This window comes from Pantoea sp. Pa-EAmG, assembly GCF_030024295.1.
In the GTDB taxonomy this organism is placed as follows: domain Bacteria; phylum Pseudomonadota; class Gammaproteobacteria; order Enterobacterales; family Enterobacteriaceae; genus Pantoea; species Pantoea dispersa.
On record NZ_JASEWO010000106.1, the window covers coordinates 1 to 16,307 of the forward strand.

Sequence of the window (16,307 nt, forward strand, 5' to 3'; positions counted from 1 at the left end):
GATCAGCTGACCGGCTACGGTTTCTGGCAATCGCAGTTCAGCCTGCGTAACACGGAAGGTGCCGATGCGCAGGCCGGTAACAAAACCCGCCTCGGCTATGCGGGTCTGAAGTTCGCGCAGTTTGGTTCGATTGACTATGGCCGTAACTATGGTCTGATTTATGACGTGCTGGGCTATACCGATATGCTGCCTTTCTTCGGCGGTGATTCCGGTTATGTCGATGCTTTCCTGTCCGGTCGCTCCACCGGCGTGCTGACCTGGCGTAACAAAGATTTCTTCGGTCTGGTTAAAGGCTGGAACGTCGCAGCGCAGTACGAAGGCAAGAACGAGCGCAGCGACAGCGCGGCAACGCCAAACCTGGCGGTACGCCGCTCCAACGGTGATGGTTTCGCCCTTTCCACCTCGTATGACACCGACTTTGGCCTGAGCGCGGTTGCCGCCTATGCCAGCCTCAATCGCGTCAGCGCGCAAAACCTTGCCACCTACGGCAGAGGTGATAAAGCCGAACACTGGGAAACCGGGGTGAAATATGATGCTAACCAGCTCTATCTGGCGACCATCTACGGCGAATCCCACAACGCTACGCCAATCGGTAACAGCGGGTTCGCCAACAAAGCGGTGAATTTTGAAGCCGTGGCGCAGTATCAGTTCCTGAACGGTTTCCGTCCGTCGCTGGGCTACGTGAGCTCAAAGGGCAAAAATATTGAAAACGTCGGCGACGCCTGGCTGTTCAAATACGCGTCCGTGGGTGCCACCTACTACTTCAACAAGAACATGTCGGTCTACAGCGAATACCGCATCAACTTGCTGAAAGATGACAACGCGCTGCGCCTGAAAACCGACGATATTACCGCGGTCGGTCTGGTGTACCAGTTCTGATGATGATTTACCCTCATGGCATCCCGGCAAGTGTCGGCTGAGGATGCAGCAAAGGGCAGCTCCGGCTGCCCTTTTTCTTAGGTGCCGCGCTGATTATGGCGCCAGCAGGTCGAAGCGGTTTTCATCCCCCTGATCCAGCATCACCGGCGGCTGCACCTGCAGCGTAATCCAGTTGGAAGTCACGCGATTTTGCTTGCTGTCCTCCAGCGTCACCGACAGGCGATAACTGTTGTTCGCCTGAGGCGACGCATCCCACGCCGGCATAATGATACTCCAGCCCTGTGGATCGTTGGGATCGGCACCCGGCGTCAGGCTCAGCGCCTGCGTATCGCCCTGCCAGCTGACTTTACTGATTGGATGAGCACTGCGGATCTGCAGTTTCAGCGGCAAACTCTCGCCCGCATTGAGCTGCCACGGCGGCGTGGCGAGGAATACCGACAGGGTTTTACGCTGGCGGAACTCCAGCACCGGCGTATTGCTGCGCGTGACCAAATCATAGCGACTACCGCGCAGCGAACGCGCGGCGGCGACGTTATCCGGATTGAGCTGCTGACTGAGCGCCACGCCAAAGCGGTAATTAAGACGTAAGCCGAGCTGATCCTGGCTCTCGCCTTCATTACTGGTTTTGTGGCTGGCCGATACGGTGACCAGCGGCACTGGCGTGTAGGAGACGCCCAGCGTCAGCGCTGAAGGATTGTGGTAGCTGTTGCCGGAATTAAACAGATCGACATTGTTGCCGAGATACTGCTGCCAGCTGACCGACACGCCCAGCTGGCGGTAAAACGGCAGATAGCCCTGGGTGGTGACATCATACCCGCGCGCCAGCCGCTGCTGCTGGAACGGGTTGCGATTGCGCCAGCCGGACAGCGGCGTGTAGTAGTTGGCGGATAAGCGCAGGTAGTCGCTCCAGGCCTCGGTGCCCAGCGAAGCGCGCTGCAAGCCGCTGTCAAACAGCCGATCAACGAAGCCGTTATAGCCCAGCAGCCAGCTGCCGGCCACCCAGCGCTGTCCCAGCCCGGCATTGCCCACCAGCCCGTCATCGGTCTGGTGCACGCCCAGCTGGCTGAACGTGAGGTAATTGTAGCGATCGGCCCATGGCGTCAGCAGCGAAGCCCCGCTGCCGCTGAAGTTGCCCTCCATATCGACGTTGAGATCGATCTGTGCCTGGCCATAAGGCGACAGCAGCGACTGCCCTTCATCCGCCACCCGGGTGGCAACCTCATCACGAAAATGGTTAAACGCCCAGATTCCGGCCTGCTGACCCAGCGTGGTATCGCTGTCGCTCTTCTGGCTGGCCTCGCCGATGCTTTTGGCAATGCCCGCCAGCTTTTTACTGAACGCCGACGTATCGTCCTGATAGCCCAGCGCCGGTAATCCATCAGCGATTTTCTGGAAACGTGCCGGATCGGCAAACGGTGTTGCGGAGACGTCGCTGTTGTCGGTGAAGGCCTGCGCAGGCGCAACGGCCGCCAGTACAGGGGCCCCTAAAGTTACAGCAGCGAAAATTTTGCGGGTCAGAACCAATGGCAGCATAGCAAAAGAGTAGTCGTTTCAGTTTAGAATTTGAAGTAGCTCACAAAACTGTACGAGATTACCTTAACATATCCTCGCGCCAACGTAGGACTTGTCTTGCTATGTTTCAGATTTTACGCCACCTAAGGGCATGACAGGCGAGCAGACGGGAAACCGCGTCGTGCGGTCCCCTCTCCCGGGCGGGAGAGGGTTCGGATGCGGGTTGAACACCCGATCAGAATTAAAAACCTAAACTGTCCAGCAGGTCGTCAACCTGGTCCTGGCTGGATACCACACCTGGCGCGTTAGCATGGATCTGCGGACCGTTCAGCAGGCTGTTGCCCTCTTTACGTGCCGCCGCATTGGCTTCCGGCATGTTCTCCAGCAGTACCATCAGCAGCTGGCGTTCGATCTCCTGGATCACATCCATCATGCGCTTGATTACCTGACCGGTCAGGTCCTGGAAATCCTGCGCCATCATGATTTCCAACAATTGCTTGTTGGTATAAGACGTGTGCCCCGGTACGTCGGTCAAAAATTGACGCGTATCCGAAACCAACTCACGCGCATCAGTCAGTTCAATCGGATTTTCAAACCACGCATCCCAACGGCCTTTCAGCTGGTTGGCGCTGGATTCCATTTGGTCCTGGTGTGGCTGCGCAGCTTCTACGCAGTTCAGCGCACGTTCTGCTGCTTGCGCCGTCATTTGCACCACGTAATCCAGACGGTCCCGCGCGTCCGGAATCGCTTCCGCCGCTTCGGCAATCGCCTGGTCTAACCCCAATTCGCGCAGGCTGTCACGCAACATGCGCGTCAGCGAGCCGATACGGGCAATAATGTCGTGTGCCGAGGCTTCTTCGGTTGGTTTCGGAAGGTCGCTCATCACATCTCCTTACATACCCAGTTTTTCGAAAATTTTGCCCAATTTCTCTTCGAGTGTTGCCGCAGTAAATGGCTTCACGACGTATCCGCTGGCACCGGCTTGTGCGGCTGCGATGATGTTCTCTTTCTTCGCTTCTGCCGTCACCATCAGCACCGGCAGTTTGCTCAGTGCGGCATCGGCACGAATCGTCTGCAGCAGTTCCAGACCATCCATGTTTGGCATATTCCAGTCAGAGACGACAAAATCAAAGCCGCCAGCACGCAGTTTAGTCAGTGCATCTACACCGTCCTCTGCTTCTTCAACGTTATTGAATCCCAGCTCTTTCAGCAGGTTACGGACGATACGACGCATCGTATTGAAATCGTCCACCACCAAAAAGCGCATATTTTTATCAGCCATATCTACTCCTGTGTTGTCTTGTCCGGCAGGACCGGCTCGTTAAATTCGCAATGCCTGTCCGGCGCTAATTTTGGCCAGCATATGCTGGCTGATGTGGCCCAGATCGACCACTTCACTGGTGCCGCCCATCGCTATCGCTTCGCGCGGCATACCAAATACCACACAGCTGGCTTCATCCTGGGCGATGGTCCACGCGCCGGCGCGGTGCATTTCCAGCATCCCGGCCGCGCCGTCGTTGCCCATGCCGGTCAGAATGACCCCCACTGCATTTCGCCCGGCGTTGACCGCAACCGAGCGGAACAGGACGTCCACCGACGGTTTATGGCGGTTCACCGGCGGTCCGTCGTTCAGTTTCACCACGTAGTTGGCACCGCTGCGCGCCAGCTCCATGTGCATCGCGCCCGGCGCGATATAGGCGTGACCGGGCAAAATACGCTCGCCGTCTTCCGCCTCTTTCACGGTAATCTGGCACAGCTTGTTCAGCCGCTCGGCAAACGAGCGGGTAAAACCGGGCGGCATATGCTGCGTAATCAGCAGCGCCGGACTGGTGGCCGGCAGCGGCTGCAGCACATGGCGAATCGCCTCGGTGCCGCCGGTTGAAGAGCCGATAGCAATCAGCTTTTCACTGCTCAGCAGCGGTCCCGCTTTCAGCATCACCGGCTGCGGCGTGGCGGCACGCGCATGCAGTTTGGCGCGCGCGGCGCCGCGAATCTTGTCGGCAATCATCTGGCTGTAGGCCAGCATGCCTTCACGGATGCCGAGCTGCGGCTTGGTGACGAAATCTACCGCGCCTAACTCCAGCGCACGCAGCGTCACTTCCGATCCTTTACCGGTCAGCGACGAAACCATCACCACCGGCATCGGCCGCAGGCGCATCAGTTTTTCGAGGAAGTCGAGGCCATCCATACGCGGCATTTCGACATCCAGCGTCAGCACCTGCGGGTTGTACTGTTTGATCAAATCCCGCGCTACCAGCGGGTCCGGCGCCGTCGCGACCATCTCCATATCGGGATGGCTGTTGATGATCTCCGTCATCAACTGGCGCATCAGCGCGGAATCATCCACGCACATCACGGTGATTTTGCTCATCGTCTTTCCTTGGTCAGCCCATAGACAGTCTGTCCACGCAGCCAGAACTCTTTACTGATCTGACTGAAGTTTTCCGAATGCCCGGCAAACAGCAGACCGCCCGGCTTCAGCAGGGGGACAAAACGGCGCAGAATTTGTTCCTGCGTCTCTTTATCGAAATAGATCATCACGTTACGACAGAAAATCGCGTCGAACGGCCCCGGCAACGCCCAGTCGTGCGCCAGTAAATTGAGCTGCGCATAGTTCACCATGTTGGCCAGCTCGCTGCGCACGCGCACCATGCCGGCGTGCGGGCCGGTGCCGCGCAGGAAGAAGCGCTGCAGCTGCGACTGCGATAAGGTGCGCAGCTCCTCCTGGCGATAAACGCCCGCTACCGCTTTCTCCAGCACCTGGGTATCAATATCACTGGCGTGGACGGAAAATTTCCCCGGTCCGGTGCCCAGCGTTTCTGCCAGCGTCATGGCAATCGAGTACGGCTCTTCACCGGTTGAAGCGGCGGTGCTCCACACGCTGTAGTTGCCGCTGCGTTTGCGCGCATGCTCTGCCAGAATCGGGAAGTGGTGCGCCTCACGGAAAAATGAGGTCAGGTTGGTGGTCAGTGCGTTAATAAACGCCTGCCACTCGGCACTGTTCGGGTCCTGCTCCAGCAGCGCCAGATAGCGACCAAAATCATCAATATTCAGCATGCGCAGCCGACGTACCAGACGGTTGTACACCATCTCGCGTTTGTGGTCGGCCAGCACGATACCCGCGCGCTGATAGATCAGCTGGCTGATACGACGAAAATGTGTATCGGAAAGCGGCAGGCGCTGCACCATTTGTGAGAGCAGCGTCGTGGCTTCATTTTGATCCAATAACGTCGATTTCTTCATTTCGGGTCACCCGGCAACAAACTGATTAAATTGTGATACTGCGGTTGCTACTATGCTGCCAGTGCACACCATTCACACGGGCCGCCCTGCGGCGGCCACAAGGGTTAAAAGGTTTCCCAGTTATCGTCAGCGCCACGAGCTCCTGCCGCTTGCGCCAGCGCCTGCGGTGCAGACGGACGCGCAATTTTTGGCGCTGTAGTTACGTTAACGGCCTGGGCGACAAATTCTTTACCAATATTGAACACCGCCACCGACTGTTTCAGTCGGCTGGCCTGATCTTCCAGCGCCGCTGCCGCCGTCGCGGACTCTTCCACCAGCGCGGCGTTCTGCTGGGTGACGCGGTCCATCTCGTTCACCGCCAGGCCAACCTGGTCGATACCGCGGCTCTGCTCATCGGAAGCCGAGGCGATTTCGCCCATGATGTCGGTCACGCGGGTCACCGCGTTGACGATCTCGCTCATGGTTTCGCCCGCACTCTCTACCAGCACCGAACCGGTATTGACGCGGCTGACCGAATCTTCAATCAGGCCTTTGATCTCCTTCGCCGCCTGCGCGCTGCGCTGGGCCAGACTGCGCACCTCGCCCGCGACCACAGCGAAACCACGCCCCTGCTCACCGGCGCGTGCCGCTTCCACCGCGGCGTTCAGCGCGAGGATATTGGTCTGGAAGGCGATACCGTCAATCACGCTGGTGATATCGGCAATCTTCTTCGAGCTGCCGGCGATGTCCTTCATGGTACTGACCACGCCATCGACCACTTTGCCGCCCTGCTGCGCCGTTTCGGACGCGTTCAGCGCCAGCTGCGACGCCTGACGGGCGTTTTCCGCGTTCTGCTTCACGGTGGCGGTCAACTGCTCCATGCTGGCCGCGGTCTGCTCCAGCGATGCGGCCTGCTGTTCGGTACGCGAAGAGAGATCGTTGTTGCCCATGGCGATTTCGCTGGCGCCTGTGTAGATGGCGTCCGAGCCGTCGCGCACGATACGTACGGTGCGCGCCAGCTCCTGCTGCATGTGCTGCAGCGAACTGAGCAGGTCGCCCATTTCGTTGCGCACGCTGAGATCGACCGGCTGGGTCAGATCGCCGCGCGCAATATGGCGGATGTGCTCAATGCTCTGCTGCAGCGGACGGATCAGCGCCGTACGCATACCGCTCCACACCAGCGCAATCACCAGCAGCGTCACCAGCAGCGTACCGACCACCAGCATAATCGCGTGTTGGTAAGCGCTCTCGTTGGCGTCAATGCCCTGTTTTGCCAGCACGATGTTGTAGGCGAGCCAGGCGTTGTAATCCTTTTCAAATTTGTCCTGAAAACCCTGCGTTGGCTGATCGACAAAGCCTTTAAAGTTACCGGCACTGAGAAAATCAATCAGCTCGGCCAGCGCCCCGCGAAACGCGTTGTAGTTGGCCTGCAGCGTCAGCACGTTCTCCGCGCTTTTGCCCTTTTCCGACAGGTTAGCGTTGAACTCGGCAAAGCTCTGATCGGCGGTTTTCAGCTCCGTATTGGCCAGCGCCACCAGATCTTTTACCGTGGCACCGGAGCCGGCCTGCTGACTGTCCAGCAGATAGCGGATACCGGCACGGTTCAGCGTATTACGCGCCTGTACCAGCGAAACCCATGAGGTGCCCATCGCCCGCTGCAGGGTGCTAAGACGTTGGTTGTACGCAAAATTATCTTTATCGGCTTTCACCGTTGAAAAAAACATTCCTCCGGAAAACAGCTGCAGTAAGGCAAATAACGCCAGCACGCACAGCAGGCCGGATACCACTCGAACACGACTAAACATAAACACCTCATTAATTGGCGGATCGCTGGTGTTATCGGCGCGCAGGCGCGGATCTTTATGTGAGGTGAAAGGGGTAAGACCAGCAGCAAACCGGGGAAGGGCCAGCCACGTGACCCTCTCCCGCGGCGGGAGAGGGGACGATTCAGGCAGTGATTAAAACGTTTCCCAGTTTCCGTCACTCACCGGGGCCGCAGCGGCTTTACGCACCGCCGGCGGTGTCGTGGCCAGCGGGGGACGCACAGGGACCGCAGCCGACGCGCGCGGAATGCGGAACACCGCCACCGACTGGCTCAGGCGGCTGGCCTGCTCCTCCAGCGAGGCCGCGGCGGCGGCCGACTCTTCTACCAGCGAGGCGTTCTGCTGCGTGACGCGGTCCATCTCGGTCACCGCCTGGCCCACCTGGTCGATGCCGCGGCTCTGCTCATCCGAGGCCGAAGCGATCTCGCCCATGATGTCCGTCACGCGCGTTACTGCGCCGACGATATCCTGCATGGTGTCACCTGCGGTGCCGACCAGCTGCGAACCGGCGTTAACCCGGCTGACCGAATCGTCAATCAGTCCTTTGATCTCCTTCGCCGCCTGCGCGCTGCGCTGCGCCAGGTTGCGCACCTCGCCCGCTACCACGGCAAAACCACGGCCCTGCTCACCGGCGCGCGCCGCTTCGACCGCCGCGTTAAGCGCGAGGATGTTGGTCTGGAAGGCAATCCCGTCGATCACGCTGGTGATATCCGCGATCTTCTTCGAACTGCCGGCGATGTCATGCATGGTGCGCACCACGCCTTCGACCACGTCGCCACCTTTGCGTGCGGTCTCCGACGCGCTGAGCGCCAGCTGCGAGGCCTGCCGGGCATTCTCGGCGTTCTGCTTCACCGTGGCGGTGAGCTGCTCCATGCTGGCCGCGGTCTGCTCCAGCGACGCCGCCTGCTGTTCGGTACGCGCCGAGAGATCGTTGTTGCCGGCGGAAATTTCGCTGGCGCCGGTAAAGATGGCGTCCGAACCGTCGCGTACGTTGCCGACGGTGTGCACCAGCGACTGCTGCATTTCATGCAGACTGCTGGCCAGCTGGCTCATTTCGTTACGCCCTTCAACGGTGATGGTCTGCGTCAGATCGCCTGCGGCGATATGGCGAATGTGGCCGAGCAACTGATGCAGCGGCTGAATCAGCACCGTGCGCAGGCCAAACCAGCAGGCGACAATTACCGCGATCACCATCACGGCGACAATCGCCAGCAGCCACATCATGGTGTGGAAGGCACGCTGGTTCTGCGCCACGCCCTCAGCGGCTAAAGCACTCTGCGCGCTGCGCCACTCTTCATAGGTGGCTTTCATTTTGACCTGTTTGGCTTCAATGTTCTGATCAAACATGCCCTGCAGATCGTTGGCTTTCAGCCGGGCCAGCATCGCCTTCAGGCCGTTATTGAACGCGGCATAATCCGCTTCCAGCCGGTCGCGCAGCGCATCAGACAGTCCTGGCGTCGCGGGCAAATCGTAATAACGCTGATAGTGGCCGGCCGCGGTGTCGAGCTGTTTCTCCGTCTGCGCGATCAGTGCATTAAGCTGACCGCCGTTGGTCTGTGATGCCATGCTGCCCTGCATGCGCAGCATGGCGCGGTTGAGCACGGTACGGGTTTGATTGAGTTCAATCCAGGCATCGGACATGGCAGCGACGTTATTACTTGACGTTTGTGCCACAGCAAACGCCTCTTTATCTTTTTGTAATGCCGACCAGAACAGCCCGCCGGACAGTAATTGCATAGCACCGAACACCAGCAGGACGGCGATCAGGCTGGTGACGACGTTGATTCGTTTTAACATGGTGTCTCCAAAAAGGGGGTTACGCCCTGTTTATCGACCGCTGCGCTGAATATTTGAGAGGGTTTACCGGACTTTACGAGGGATAATGCTGAATTAAAGCTTTTTTACAGCGTTTTATAAGTAAAGAAAGCAGCTGATGCGGGAGCGGCGCGTTGTCCGCTCCCGTTCCAGCTTAGAACGTTTCCCAGTTGGCGTCGCTGACCGGCGCGGTCAGCGCTTTGCGTGGCGCACTGGCCTGCGGCGGGGCGATCTGCGGATGGCGCACGCCCGTGCTGCTGGCAGGCTGAGCGCCACGTGGAATGCGGAACACCGCCACCGACTGGCTGAGGCGGCTGGCCTGCTCCTCCAGCGAGGCCGCCGCCGCCGCCGACTCTTCCACCAGCGAGGCGTTCTGCTGCGTCACGCGATCCATCTCGGTTACCGCCTGACCGACCTGATCGATACCGCGACTCTGCTCGTCCGAGGCCGAGGCGATCTCGCCCATGATGTCGGTGACGCGCGTCACCGCATTGACGATTTCGCCCATGGTATTGCCCGCCGTGCCGACCAGCTGTGAGCCGCTGTCAACGCGACGCACCGAGTCTTCAATCAGCCCTTTGATCTCCTTCGCCGCCTGCGCGCTGCGCTGGGCAAGGTTGCGCACTTCACCGGCCACCACCGCGAAGCCACGGCCCTGTTCCCCGGCGCGCGCCGCTTCGACTGCGGCGTTGAGCGCGAGGATGTTGGTCTGGAAAGCGATACCGTCAATCACGCTGGTAATGTCGGCAATCTTCTTCGAACTGCCGGCGATATCGTGCATGGTGCGCACCACGCCTTCCACCACTTCTCCGCCTTTCTGCGCGGTTTCCGATGCACTGAGCGCCAGCTGCGAGGCCTGCCGCGCGTTCTCGGCGTTCTGCTTCACCGTGGCGGTGAGCTGCTCCATGCTGGCCGCGGTCTGCTCCAGCGACGCCGCCTGCTGCTCGGTACGCGCCGAAAGATCGTTATTGCCGGCGGAGATTTCGCTGGCCCCGGTAAAAATGGCGTCCGAGCCGTCGCGTACGTTGCTGACGGTGCGCACCAGCGCCTGCTGCATCTCCTGCAGCTTGCTCGCCAGCTGGCTCATTTCATTACGTCCTTCGACGGTGATGGTCTGGGTTAAATCGCCCTGCGCAATGTGTTCAATGTGCTGGATGCTGTCGTTAAGGGGCTTAATCAGTACCTTACGCAGGCCGAACCAGCACAGCACGATCACGCCCACCACCAGCGCCAGTACCAGCCCCAGCAGCCACATCATGTGCTCGTAAGCGGCGCTGTTCGCCGCCACGCCGGCCGCCGTCAGACGATCCTGATCGGCACGCCACTGGGTGTAGTTTTCCAGAAAGCCACTTTGCGTCGGGGCCACCGGTACTTTGCCGGCTGCGGTGGTATCGTTGTGCTGCAGTACCTGCTGCATCTCAGCCAGTGCGCTGGCGTAAGCTTTATAGGTCTGTTCCAGCTGCTGATTGAGCTGCAGGTTCTGGCCCGGCGTGTCCAGCGTGTTTTTAAACAGCGTGAAGTTATCCTGCGCCGCCTGCTGGAACGTCCTGCTCTGCCCGAACAGCGTACCGATGTCAGCTTCGGTGCCGGTCAGTTTACTGGTGGCAATACGCAGCTGGATGCGCGTCAGGATCACGCGGCTTTGGTTAAGGCTCATGTAAGCATCATTAATGGCGGCAATGTTTTTGCTCGCCAGCTGAGAGGTATTGAAACTTTTTTTGTCGTCACTCAGCGCTTTAAAAAACAGCGAGCCGGAAGCCAGCTGCAGTACGCCAAACACCAACAACACCAGCAACAGGCTGGTCACAACGCGGATTTTCGTAAACATAGTTTGCCCTGGGAAATGAAGAAAAATCGTGCAATACAGTTATCGACCTGGCGGCGGGAATATTGAGCGAGGGCAGGAAATATTTGTGGGCTTTGTTATTGATTTATAACGGTTTAATAAAGGATGTAATAGTCACGGGCCGCATCAGCGACCCGTGACTCTCTGCGAACGATTATGCGCTACGCAGCGTATCCACCAGCGCCATCTCTTCACTGCTCAGCAGTTTTTCGATGTCGACCAGAATCAGCATGCGCTCGCCCAGCGCGCCAAGACCGGTGAGGTACTCGGTCGACATGGTGACGGCAAATTCCGGTGCCGGACGGATCTGATCCTGCGTCAGCGACAGCACGTCAGACACGCCATCCACCACGATGCCGACCACGCGATGCTCAAGATTCAGCACGATCACCACGGTGTTTTCGTTGTACTCCACGTCCGGCTGCGAGAACTTCACGCGCAGATCGATAATCGGCACAATCACACCACGCAGGTTAGTCACGCCCTTGATGAACTCCGGCGTGTTAGCGATACGCGTTACCTGATCGTAACCACGAATCTCCTGCACTTTAAGGATATCGATGCCGTACTCTTCGTCACCGAGGGTGAAAACCAGGAACTCCTGGCCGACGGTTTCGCCGGCGATTTTCGTCACGGTTGCCATGTCAGTCATTTTTTTACCCTTTCGTTATCTGTTACGCTGCGGCACCGGCCACACGCTTCTCACGGTTCAATGATTGCAGTGCCGATACGTCGACAATCAGCGCAACGCTGCCATCGCCGAGGATGGTGGCGGCGGAAATGCCCGGCACTTTGCGGTAGTTGCTTTCCAGGTTCTTCACCACCACCTGATGCTGACCAATCAGCTGATCGACCAGCAGCGCATAGCGACGTCCTGCGCTCTGCAGGATCACCACGATGCCCTGCGTGGCGTCGGTTTTGGCGTTCTGCACGTCAAACACGTTCCACAGCTCAACCAGCGGCAGGTACTCGCCGCGCACTTCCAGTACGCGCTCGCCACCGGCCAGCGGTTTCAGCTCTTCAGCCGTCGGCTGCAGTGACTCCATCACCGCGTTCAGCGGCAGGATGAACACTTCGTCTGCCACGCGCACCGACATCCCGTCGAGGATCGCCAGCGTCAGCGGCAGCAGAATGCGAATGGTGGTGCCTTTGCCCTGCTTCGAGGAGATTTCGACGTGACCGCCCATCTCCTGGATATTACGTTTCACCACGTCCATGCCGACGCCGCGACCTGATACGTCGGTCACCTGCTCGGCGGTCGAGAAGCCTGGCGCGAAGATCAGCATGCCGACTTCTTCATCGCTCATGCTGTCGCTGACCGGCAGGCCGGACGAGAGCGCTTTCGCCAGGATACGTTCACGGTTGAGGCCGGCACCGTCATCGATCACTTCGATGCAGATGTTGCCGCCCTGGTGTTCCGCTGACAGCGTCAGATTGCCGACCGCCGTTTTGCTGGCGGCCAGCCGTTTTTCCGGCGTTTCGATGCCGTGGTCGAGGCTGTTACGCACCAGGTGCGTTAACGGATCGATGATGCGTTCAATCAGGCTCTTATCCAGTTCGGTTGAGCTGCCGAGCAGCGTCAGTTCAACCTCTTTGCCCAGCTTGCTGGCCAGATCGCGCACCAGACGCGGGAAGCGGCTGAACACGTACTCCATCGGCATCATACGAATCGACATCACCGATTCCTGCAGGTCGCGGGCGTTACGCTCCAGCTGACCCATGCTGTTGAGCAGGTCACCATGTGCCACCGGATCCAGCGCACCGGAGCGCTGCGCCAGCATCGACTGGGTAATCACCAGCTCGCCGACCAGGTTGATCAGCTGGTCAACTTTTTCCACCGCCACGCGAATACTGCTGGATTCGCTGCTTTTGGCGGGCGCGGCAGCACGCTTGCTCTCACGCTTCACCGCCGGGGTAATGTCGGTGACGGTCGCCGTTTGCTGCACTGGCGCTTCGGCTTCGGCCTCAGCGACTGGCGCGGCGGCAACGGCGGCGGGTGCGGCGTCCTGCGGGAACTGAATCTGCGCTTCATCAATCACGAAACACAGCACCGCCACGATATCGTCTTTACCGACACCGTCGATGGTGGCTTCCAGCGAGCTGGCGCCTTTCACCACATCGGTCAGGGTGCCGAGGTTGCCCAGCTCTTCCAGCAGCAGATCCGGCTCTTTCTCTTTCAGATTGATCAGCTGCAGGCGCAGGCCGCTGCTGGCGGGCGCGGCAGGTGCTGCCACGTCGGCGAGCGCCACCACCGGTGCGGCGGCTTGCGGGGCTATTCCTTTGGCTTCCAGCGCCAGCTGGCGCAGGGCTTCACAGATGTAGTTAAAGCTTTCTGCGTTTGGCTCCTGCGCGGTTTTATAGGCATCGAGCTGTTCCTGCATAATATCTTTGGTTTCCAAAAACAGGTTGATGATGTCGGTGCTGAGCTGCATTTCGCCACGGCGCGCACCATCCAGAATGTTTTCCAGGATGTGGGTGGTTTCCTGTAAAACCGTAAAGCCAAACGTACCGGCTCCGCCCTTAATGGAGTGGGCGGCGCGGAAGATGGCATTCAACTGCTCGGAATCGGGCTCCTGGGGATCCAATCCCAACAGGTGTTGCTCCATATCCGCTAACAGCTCATCGGCTTCATCAAAAAACGTCTGGTAAAAATCGCTGATGTCCATGCTCACGGGATCACCTCGGCTGTGAGGGTTGGTCTGGTGTCACCGCGCTGGCGGCGGGCGGTGCCGCTGCCGGCGGATTCGCCGCGGCTGCCGGTGTGGCCGGTGCTGCGGTAGAACCCGTGGGGGCAGTTGGCGCCGCCGGACCAGCCGGTGCGGTAATGCTAGGTAAAATCTGCGCCGGGTCACTCACCTGAACGGCATCGCTCTCGGCATTCTCTTTTTCAATCGCCGCTTCGGTGTCATGGTTCAACACCAGCAGGCTGATACGACGGTTCACCGCGTCGTTGGCGCCGCGGTTTTTCAGTTTCATGGTGTCGGCCATGCCGACCACGCGCAGCATTTTGCCGCCGTCCAGTCCGCCCGCCACCAGCTCACGGCGTGAGGCATTGGCACGATCCGCCGACAGTTCCCAGTTGCTGTAGCCGCGATCGCCGCTGGCGTACTGGAAGTCATCGGTATGACCGGACAAACTGATTTTGTTAGGAATATCATTCAGCAGCGGCGCTATGGCGCGCAGGATATCGCGCATGTACGGCTCCACTTCCGCGCTGCCGGTTTTAAACATCGGGCGGTTCTGGCTATCGATAATCTGAATGCGCAGCCCCTCTTCCACCATGTTGATGATCAGATGCGGACGCAGCGCTTTCAGGCGCGGATCGGCCTCAATCAGCTGGTCAAGTTTTTCACGCAGCCGGTTCAGGCGAATGTCATCGAGCTGGCGCTTTTGCGCATCCATATCGACCTGTTTTTGTACTTCGCCTTTCTTCTGCGTCGGATCATCGCCGCCGCCGGGAATCGGACTTTCGCTGTCGCTGCTACGCTGACCGCCGGTCAGGGCGACCTTGAGCGGTGTTTTAAAATATTCGGCAATCTGCACCAGCTCCTGCGGATTGGCGATCGAGATCAGCCACATCACCATGAAGAACGCCATCATCGCCGTCATAAAGTCGGCATAGGCAATCTTCCATGAGCCATGGCTGCCTTCATGCTTTTTATGTTTGCGCCGTTTGACCAGCACAATCGGGCGATTACCGTGCTTCATGAAGGCGTATCCGAAGTCTGCTTAGCCGGGTTTTTCGCGTTACGCACGTGCTCTTCCAGCTCGGTAAAGGACGGACGCTCGGTGGAATACAGGGTTTTACGCCCAAACTCGACGGCGATCTGCGGCGCATAACCGTTCAGGCTGGAGAGCAGCGTGACTTTGACGCACTGCATCATCTTGGTGGTTTCCGCGCACTTCTGGCGCAGCACGGATGCCAGCGGCGAAATGAAGCCGTAAGCCAGCAGAATACCGAGGAAGGTTCCCACCATGGCGTGCGCAATCAGCGCGCCCAGTTCTGCCGCCGGGCGGTCCGCGGAGGCCAGCGCGTGCACCACGCCCATTACCGCGGCGACGATACCAAACGCCGGCAGGCCATCACCGACTGCCGCTAAGCTTTGTGCTGGTACTTCGCACTCGTGTTCATAGGTTTCGATCTCTTCATCCATCAGGGCTTCGATCTCGAAAGCATTCATATTTCCGCTCACCATCAGACGTAAATAGTCGGTAATAAAATCCACTAAAGGTTTATCGGACAAAATACGCGGATAGTTAGCGAAAATTTCGCTCTGGCTGGGATCTTCAATATCGCGTTCCAGCGACAGCATGCCCTGCTGACGTGATTTCGCCATCAGGCGATACAGCAGCGCCATTAAATCCATGTATACGGCTTTGTTATATTTTGAGCCGCGCATTAACAAAGGCAGCGCTTTTAGCGTCTTTTTAATCGATTTGCCGTTGTTGCCCACCAGAAACGCACCAATGCCGGCGCCGCCAATAATCAGCAACTCCGACGGCTGGTAAAGCGCGCCCAGATGGCCGCCTACCATCATGTAACCGCCCAGCACGGAACCGAGGACTACGATATAACCCACAATAATCAGCACAAAAACATCCTTACGTCCGTAACGTGTTGGTAGAAGTTAAGCCAGAGAGCCGCAGGTGTTATTCGTAAATCGTGGGCAAAAAAAAAGCAGCGGACTAAGCCGCTGCTGGATGTTTTCCACGATGCGAACAAACTTAAACGGCGCGTTTAACCTGTTCATCCAGCAGTTGTGGAAAGGTATCGGCAGAATCTGCAGAAAGTTTACGTCTTTTTACGGCACGTGATGGCGGCTGGCACAGGCTGCAAACAAAGCTGCCCGGCGGCTGATGCGCGTGGTTGATGAAGCTTCCGCCACAGCATTTACAGTCAGACAATTCCAGCATGCCACTTTCAACAAATCGCACCAGGGTCCAGGCGCGGGTCAGCGCCAACAGCGGGCCCTCGTCCGATTGCGGACACTGCTCAAGATACAGGCGATACGCTTTGATAACCGCCTCTACGCCACTGCTCAGCCGGGTTTTCAGCAGAAACTGCCAGGCGTTGCAGAACATCGACGCATGAATATTTTGTTCCCAGGTCATGAACCAGTCGGTAGAGAATGGCAGCATGCCTTTCGGTGGTGGTGCACCACGCAGCTCTTTGTACAGTTTAATCAGGCGACCACGGCTCAGCTGGGTTT

General features: G+C 58.6%; 14 protein-coding genes. 1 reads left to right on the top strand and 13 read right to left on the bottom strand.

Annotation, left to right across the window (positions count from 1 at the left end):
• A partial coding sequence (locus QMM04_RS14460) for a porin (RefSeq protein WP_282996411.1) occupies positions 1-879 on the top strand: 879 nt, incomplete at its 5' end.
• Positions 880-972: 93 nt separating this feature from the next.
• Here the strand turns inward: QMM04_RS14460 and QMM04_RS14465 are convergent.
• From QMM04_RS14465 to flhC, 13 genes are all read right to left on the bottom strand, one after another.
• Entirely contained in the window at positions 973-2,412 is a 1,440-nt protein-coding gene (locus QMM04_RS14465) for a YchO/YchP family invasin (protein ID WP_282996412.1), read from the bottom strand.
• A 220-nt stretch (positions 2,413-2,632) separates the two neighbouring features.
• On the bottom strand, positions 2,633-3,274 hold the full coding sequence (gene cheZ, locus QMM04_RS14470; protein WP_282996413.1) for a protein phosphatase CheZ: 642 nt from the start codon (positions 3,272-3,274) through the stop codon (positions 2,633-2,635).
• 9 nt (positions 3,275-3,283) lie between these two features.
• Positions 3,284-3,673: a chemotaxis response regulator CheY gene (gene cheY, locus QMM04_RS14475; RefSeq protein ID WP_007892562.1), complete on the bottom strand. Its 390-nt coding sequence runs from the start codon at positions 3,671-3,673 to the stop codon at positions 3,284-3,286.
• A gap of 39 nt (positions 3,674-3,712) precedes the next feature.
• Positions 3,713-4,762: a chemotaxis response regulator protein-glutamate methylesterase gene (locus QMM04_RS14480; RefSeq protein WP_282996414.1), complete on the bottom strand. Its 1,050-nt coding sequence runs from the start codon at positions 4,760-4,762 to the stop codon at positions 3,713-3,715.
• Complete coding sequence (gene cheR, locus QMM04_RS14485) at positions 4,759-5,634, bottom strand: protein-glutamate O-methyltransferase CheR (protein WP_031279190.1); 876 nt, start codon at positions 5,632-5,634, stop codon at positions 4,759-4,761. The genes QMM04_RS14480 and cheR overlap by 4 nt, the downstream gene beginning before the upstream one ends.
• A gap of 104 nt (positions 5,635-5,738) precedes the next feature.
• Entirely contained in the window at positions 5,739-7,418 is a 1,680-nt protein-coding gene (locus tag QMM04_RS14490; protein ID WP_058769680.1) for a methyl-accepting chemotaxis protein, read from the bottom strand.
• A 153-nt stretch (positions 7,419-7,571) separates the two neighbouring features.
• Positions 7,572-9,233 (bottom strand): methyl-accepting chemotaxis protein, encoded by a 1,662-nt coding sequence (locus QMM04_RS14495; RefSeq protein WP_282996415.1) that lies wholly within the window; start codon positions 9,231-9,233, stop codon positions 7,572-7,574.
• Between the two features lie 172 nt (positions 9,234-9,405).
• A complete protein-coding gene (locus QMM04_RS14500; protein ID WP_282996416.1) occupies positions 9,406-11,079 on the bottom strand; it encodes a methyl-accepting chemotaxis protein in 1,674 nt (557 codons plus the stop codon).
• Positions 11,080-11,251: 172 nt separating this feature from the next.
• On the bottom strand, positions 11,252-11,749 hold the full coding sequence (cheW, locus tag QMM04_RS14505) for a chemotaxis protein CheW (protein ID WP_021506278.1): 498 nt from the start codon (positions 11,747-11,749) through the stop codon (positions 11,252-11,254).
• 22 nt (positions 11,750-11,771) lie between these two features.
• Positions 11,772-13,763 (bottom strand): chemotaxis protein CheA, encoded by a 1,992-nt coding sequence (gene cheA, locus QMM04_RS14510; protein WP_181444757.1) that lies wholly within the window; start codon positions 13,761-13,763, stop codon positions 11,772-11,774.
• A gap of 10 nt (positions 13,764-13,773) precedes the next feature.
• On the bottom strand, positions 13,774-14,805 hold the full coding sequence (gene motB / locus QMM04_RS14515) for a flagellar motor protein MotB (protein WP_021506280.1): 1,032 nt from the start codon (positions 14,803-14,805) through the stop codon (positions 13,774-13,776).
• Positions 14,802-15,689 (bottom strand): flagellar motor stator protein MotA, encoded by an 888-nt coding sequence (motA, locus tag QMM04_RS14520; protein WP_021506281.1) that lies wholly within the window; start codon positions 15,687-15,689, stop codon positions 14,802-14,804. The genes motB and motA overlap by 4 nt, the downstream gene beginning before the upstream one ends.
• A gap of 133 nt (positions 15,690-15,822) precedes the next feature.
• A partial coding sequence (flhC, locus tag QMM04_RS14525; RefSeq protein WP_282996417.1) for a flagellar transcriptional regulator FlhC occupies positions 15,823-16,307 on the bottom strand: 485 nt, incomplete at its 5' end.

Coding starts and splice junctions, on each gene's coding strand:
- QMM04_RS14465 (WP_282996412.1), bottom strand. CDS start 2,412: ATGCTGCCATTGGTTCTGACCCGCAAAATTTTCGCTGCTGTAACTTTA.
- cheZ (WP_282996413.1), bottom strand. CDS start 3,274: ATGAGCGACCTTCCGAAACCAACCGAAGAAGCCTCGGCACACGACATT.
- cheY (WP_007892562.1), bottom strand. CDS start 3,673: ATGGCTGATAAAAATATGCGCTTTTTGGTGGTGGACGATTTCAATACG.
- QMM04_RS14480 (WP_282996414.1), bottom strand. CDS start 4,762: ATGAGCAAAATCACCGTGATGTGCGTGGATGATTCCGCGCTGATGCGC.
- cheR (WP_031279190.1), bottom strand. CDS start 5,634: ATGAAGAAATCGACGTTATTGGATCAAAATGAAGCCACGACGCTGCTC.
- QMM04_RS14490 (WP_058769680.1), bottom strand. CDS start 7,418: ATGTTTAGTCGTGTTCGAGTGGTATCCGGCCTGCTGTGCGTGCTGGCG.
- QMM04_RS14495 (WP_282996415.1), bottom strand. CDS start 9,233: ATGTTAAAACGAATCAACGTCGTCACCAGCCTGATCGCCGTCCTGCTG.
- QMM04_RS14500 (WP_282996416.1), bottom strand. CDS start 11,079: ATGTTTACGAAAATCCGCGTTGTGACCAGCCTGTTGCTGGTGTTGTTG.
- cheW (WP_021506278.1), bottom strand. CDS start 11,749: ATGACTGACATGGCAACCGTGACGAAAATCGCCGGCGAAACCGTCGGC.
- cheA (WP_181444757.1), bottom strand. CDS start 13,763: ATGGACATCAGCGATTTTTACCAGACGTTTTTTGATGAAGCCGATGAG.
- motB (WP_021506280.1), bottom strand. CDS start 14,805: ATGAAGCACGGTAATCGCCCGATTGTGCTGGTCAAACGGCGCAAACAT.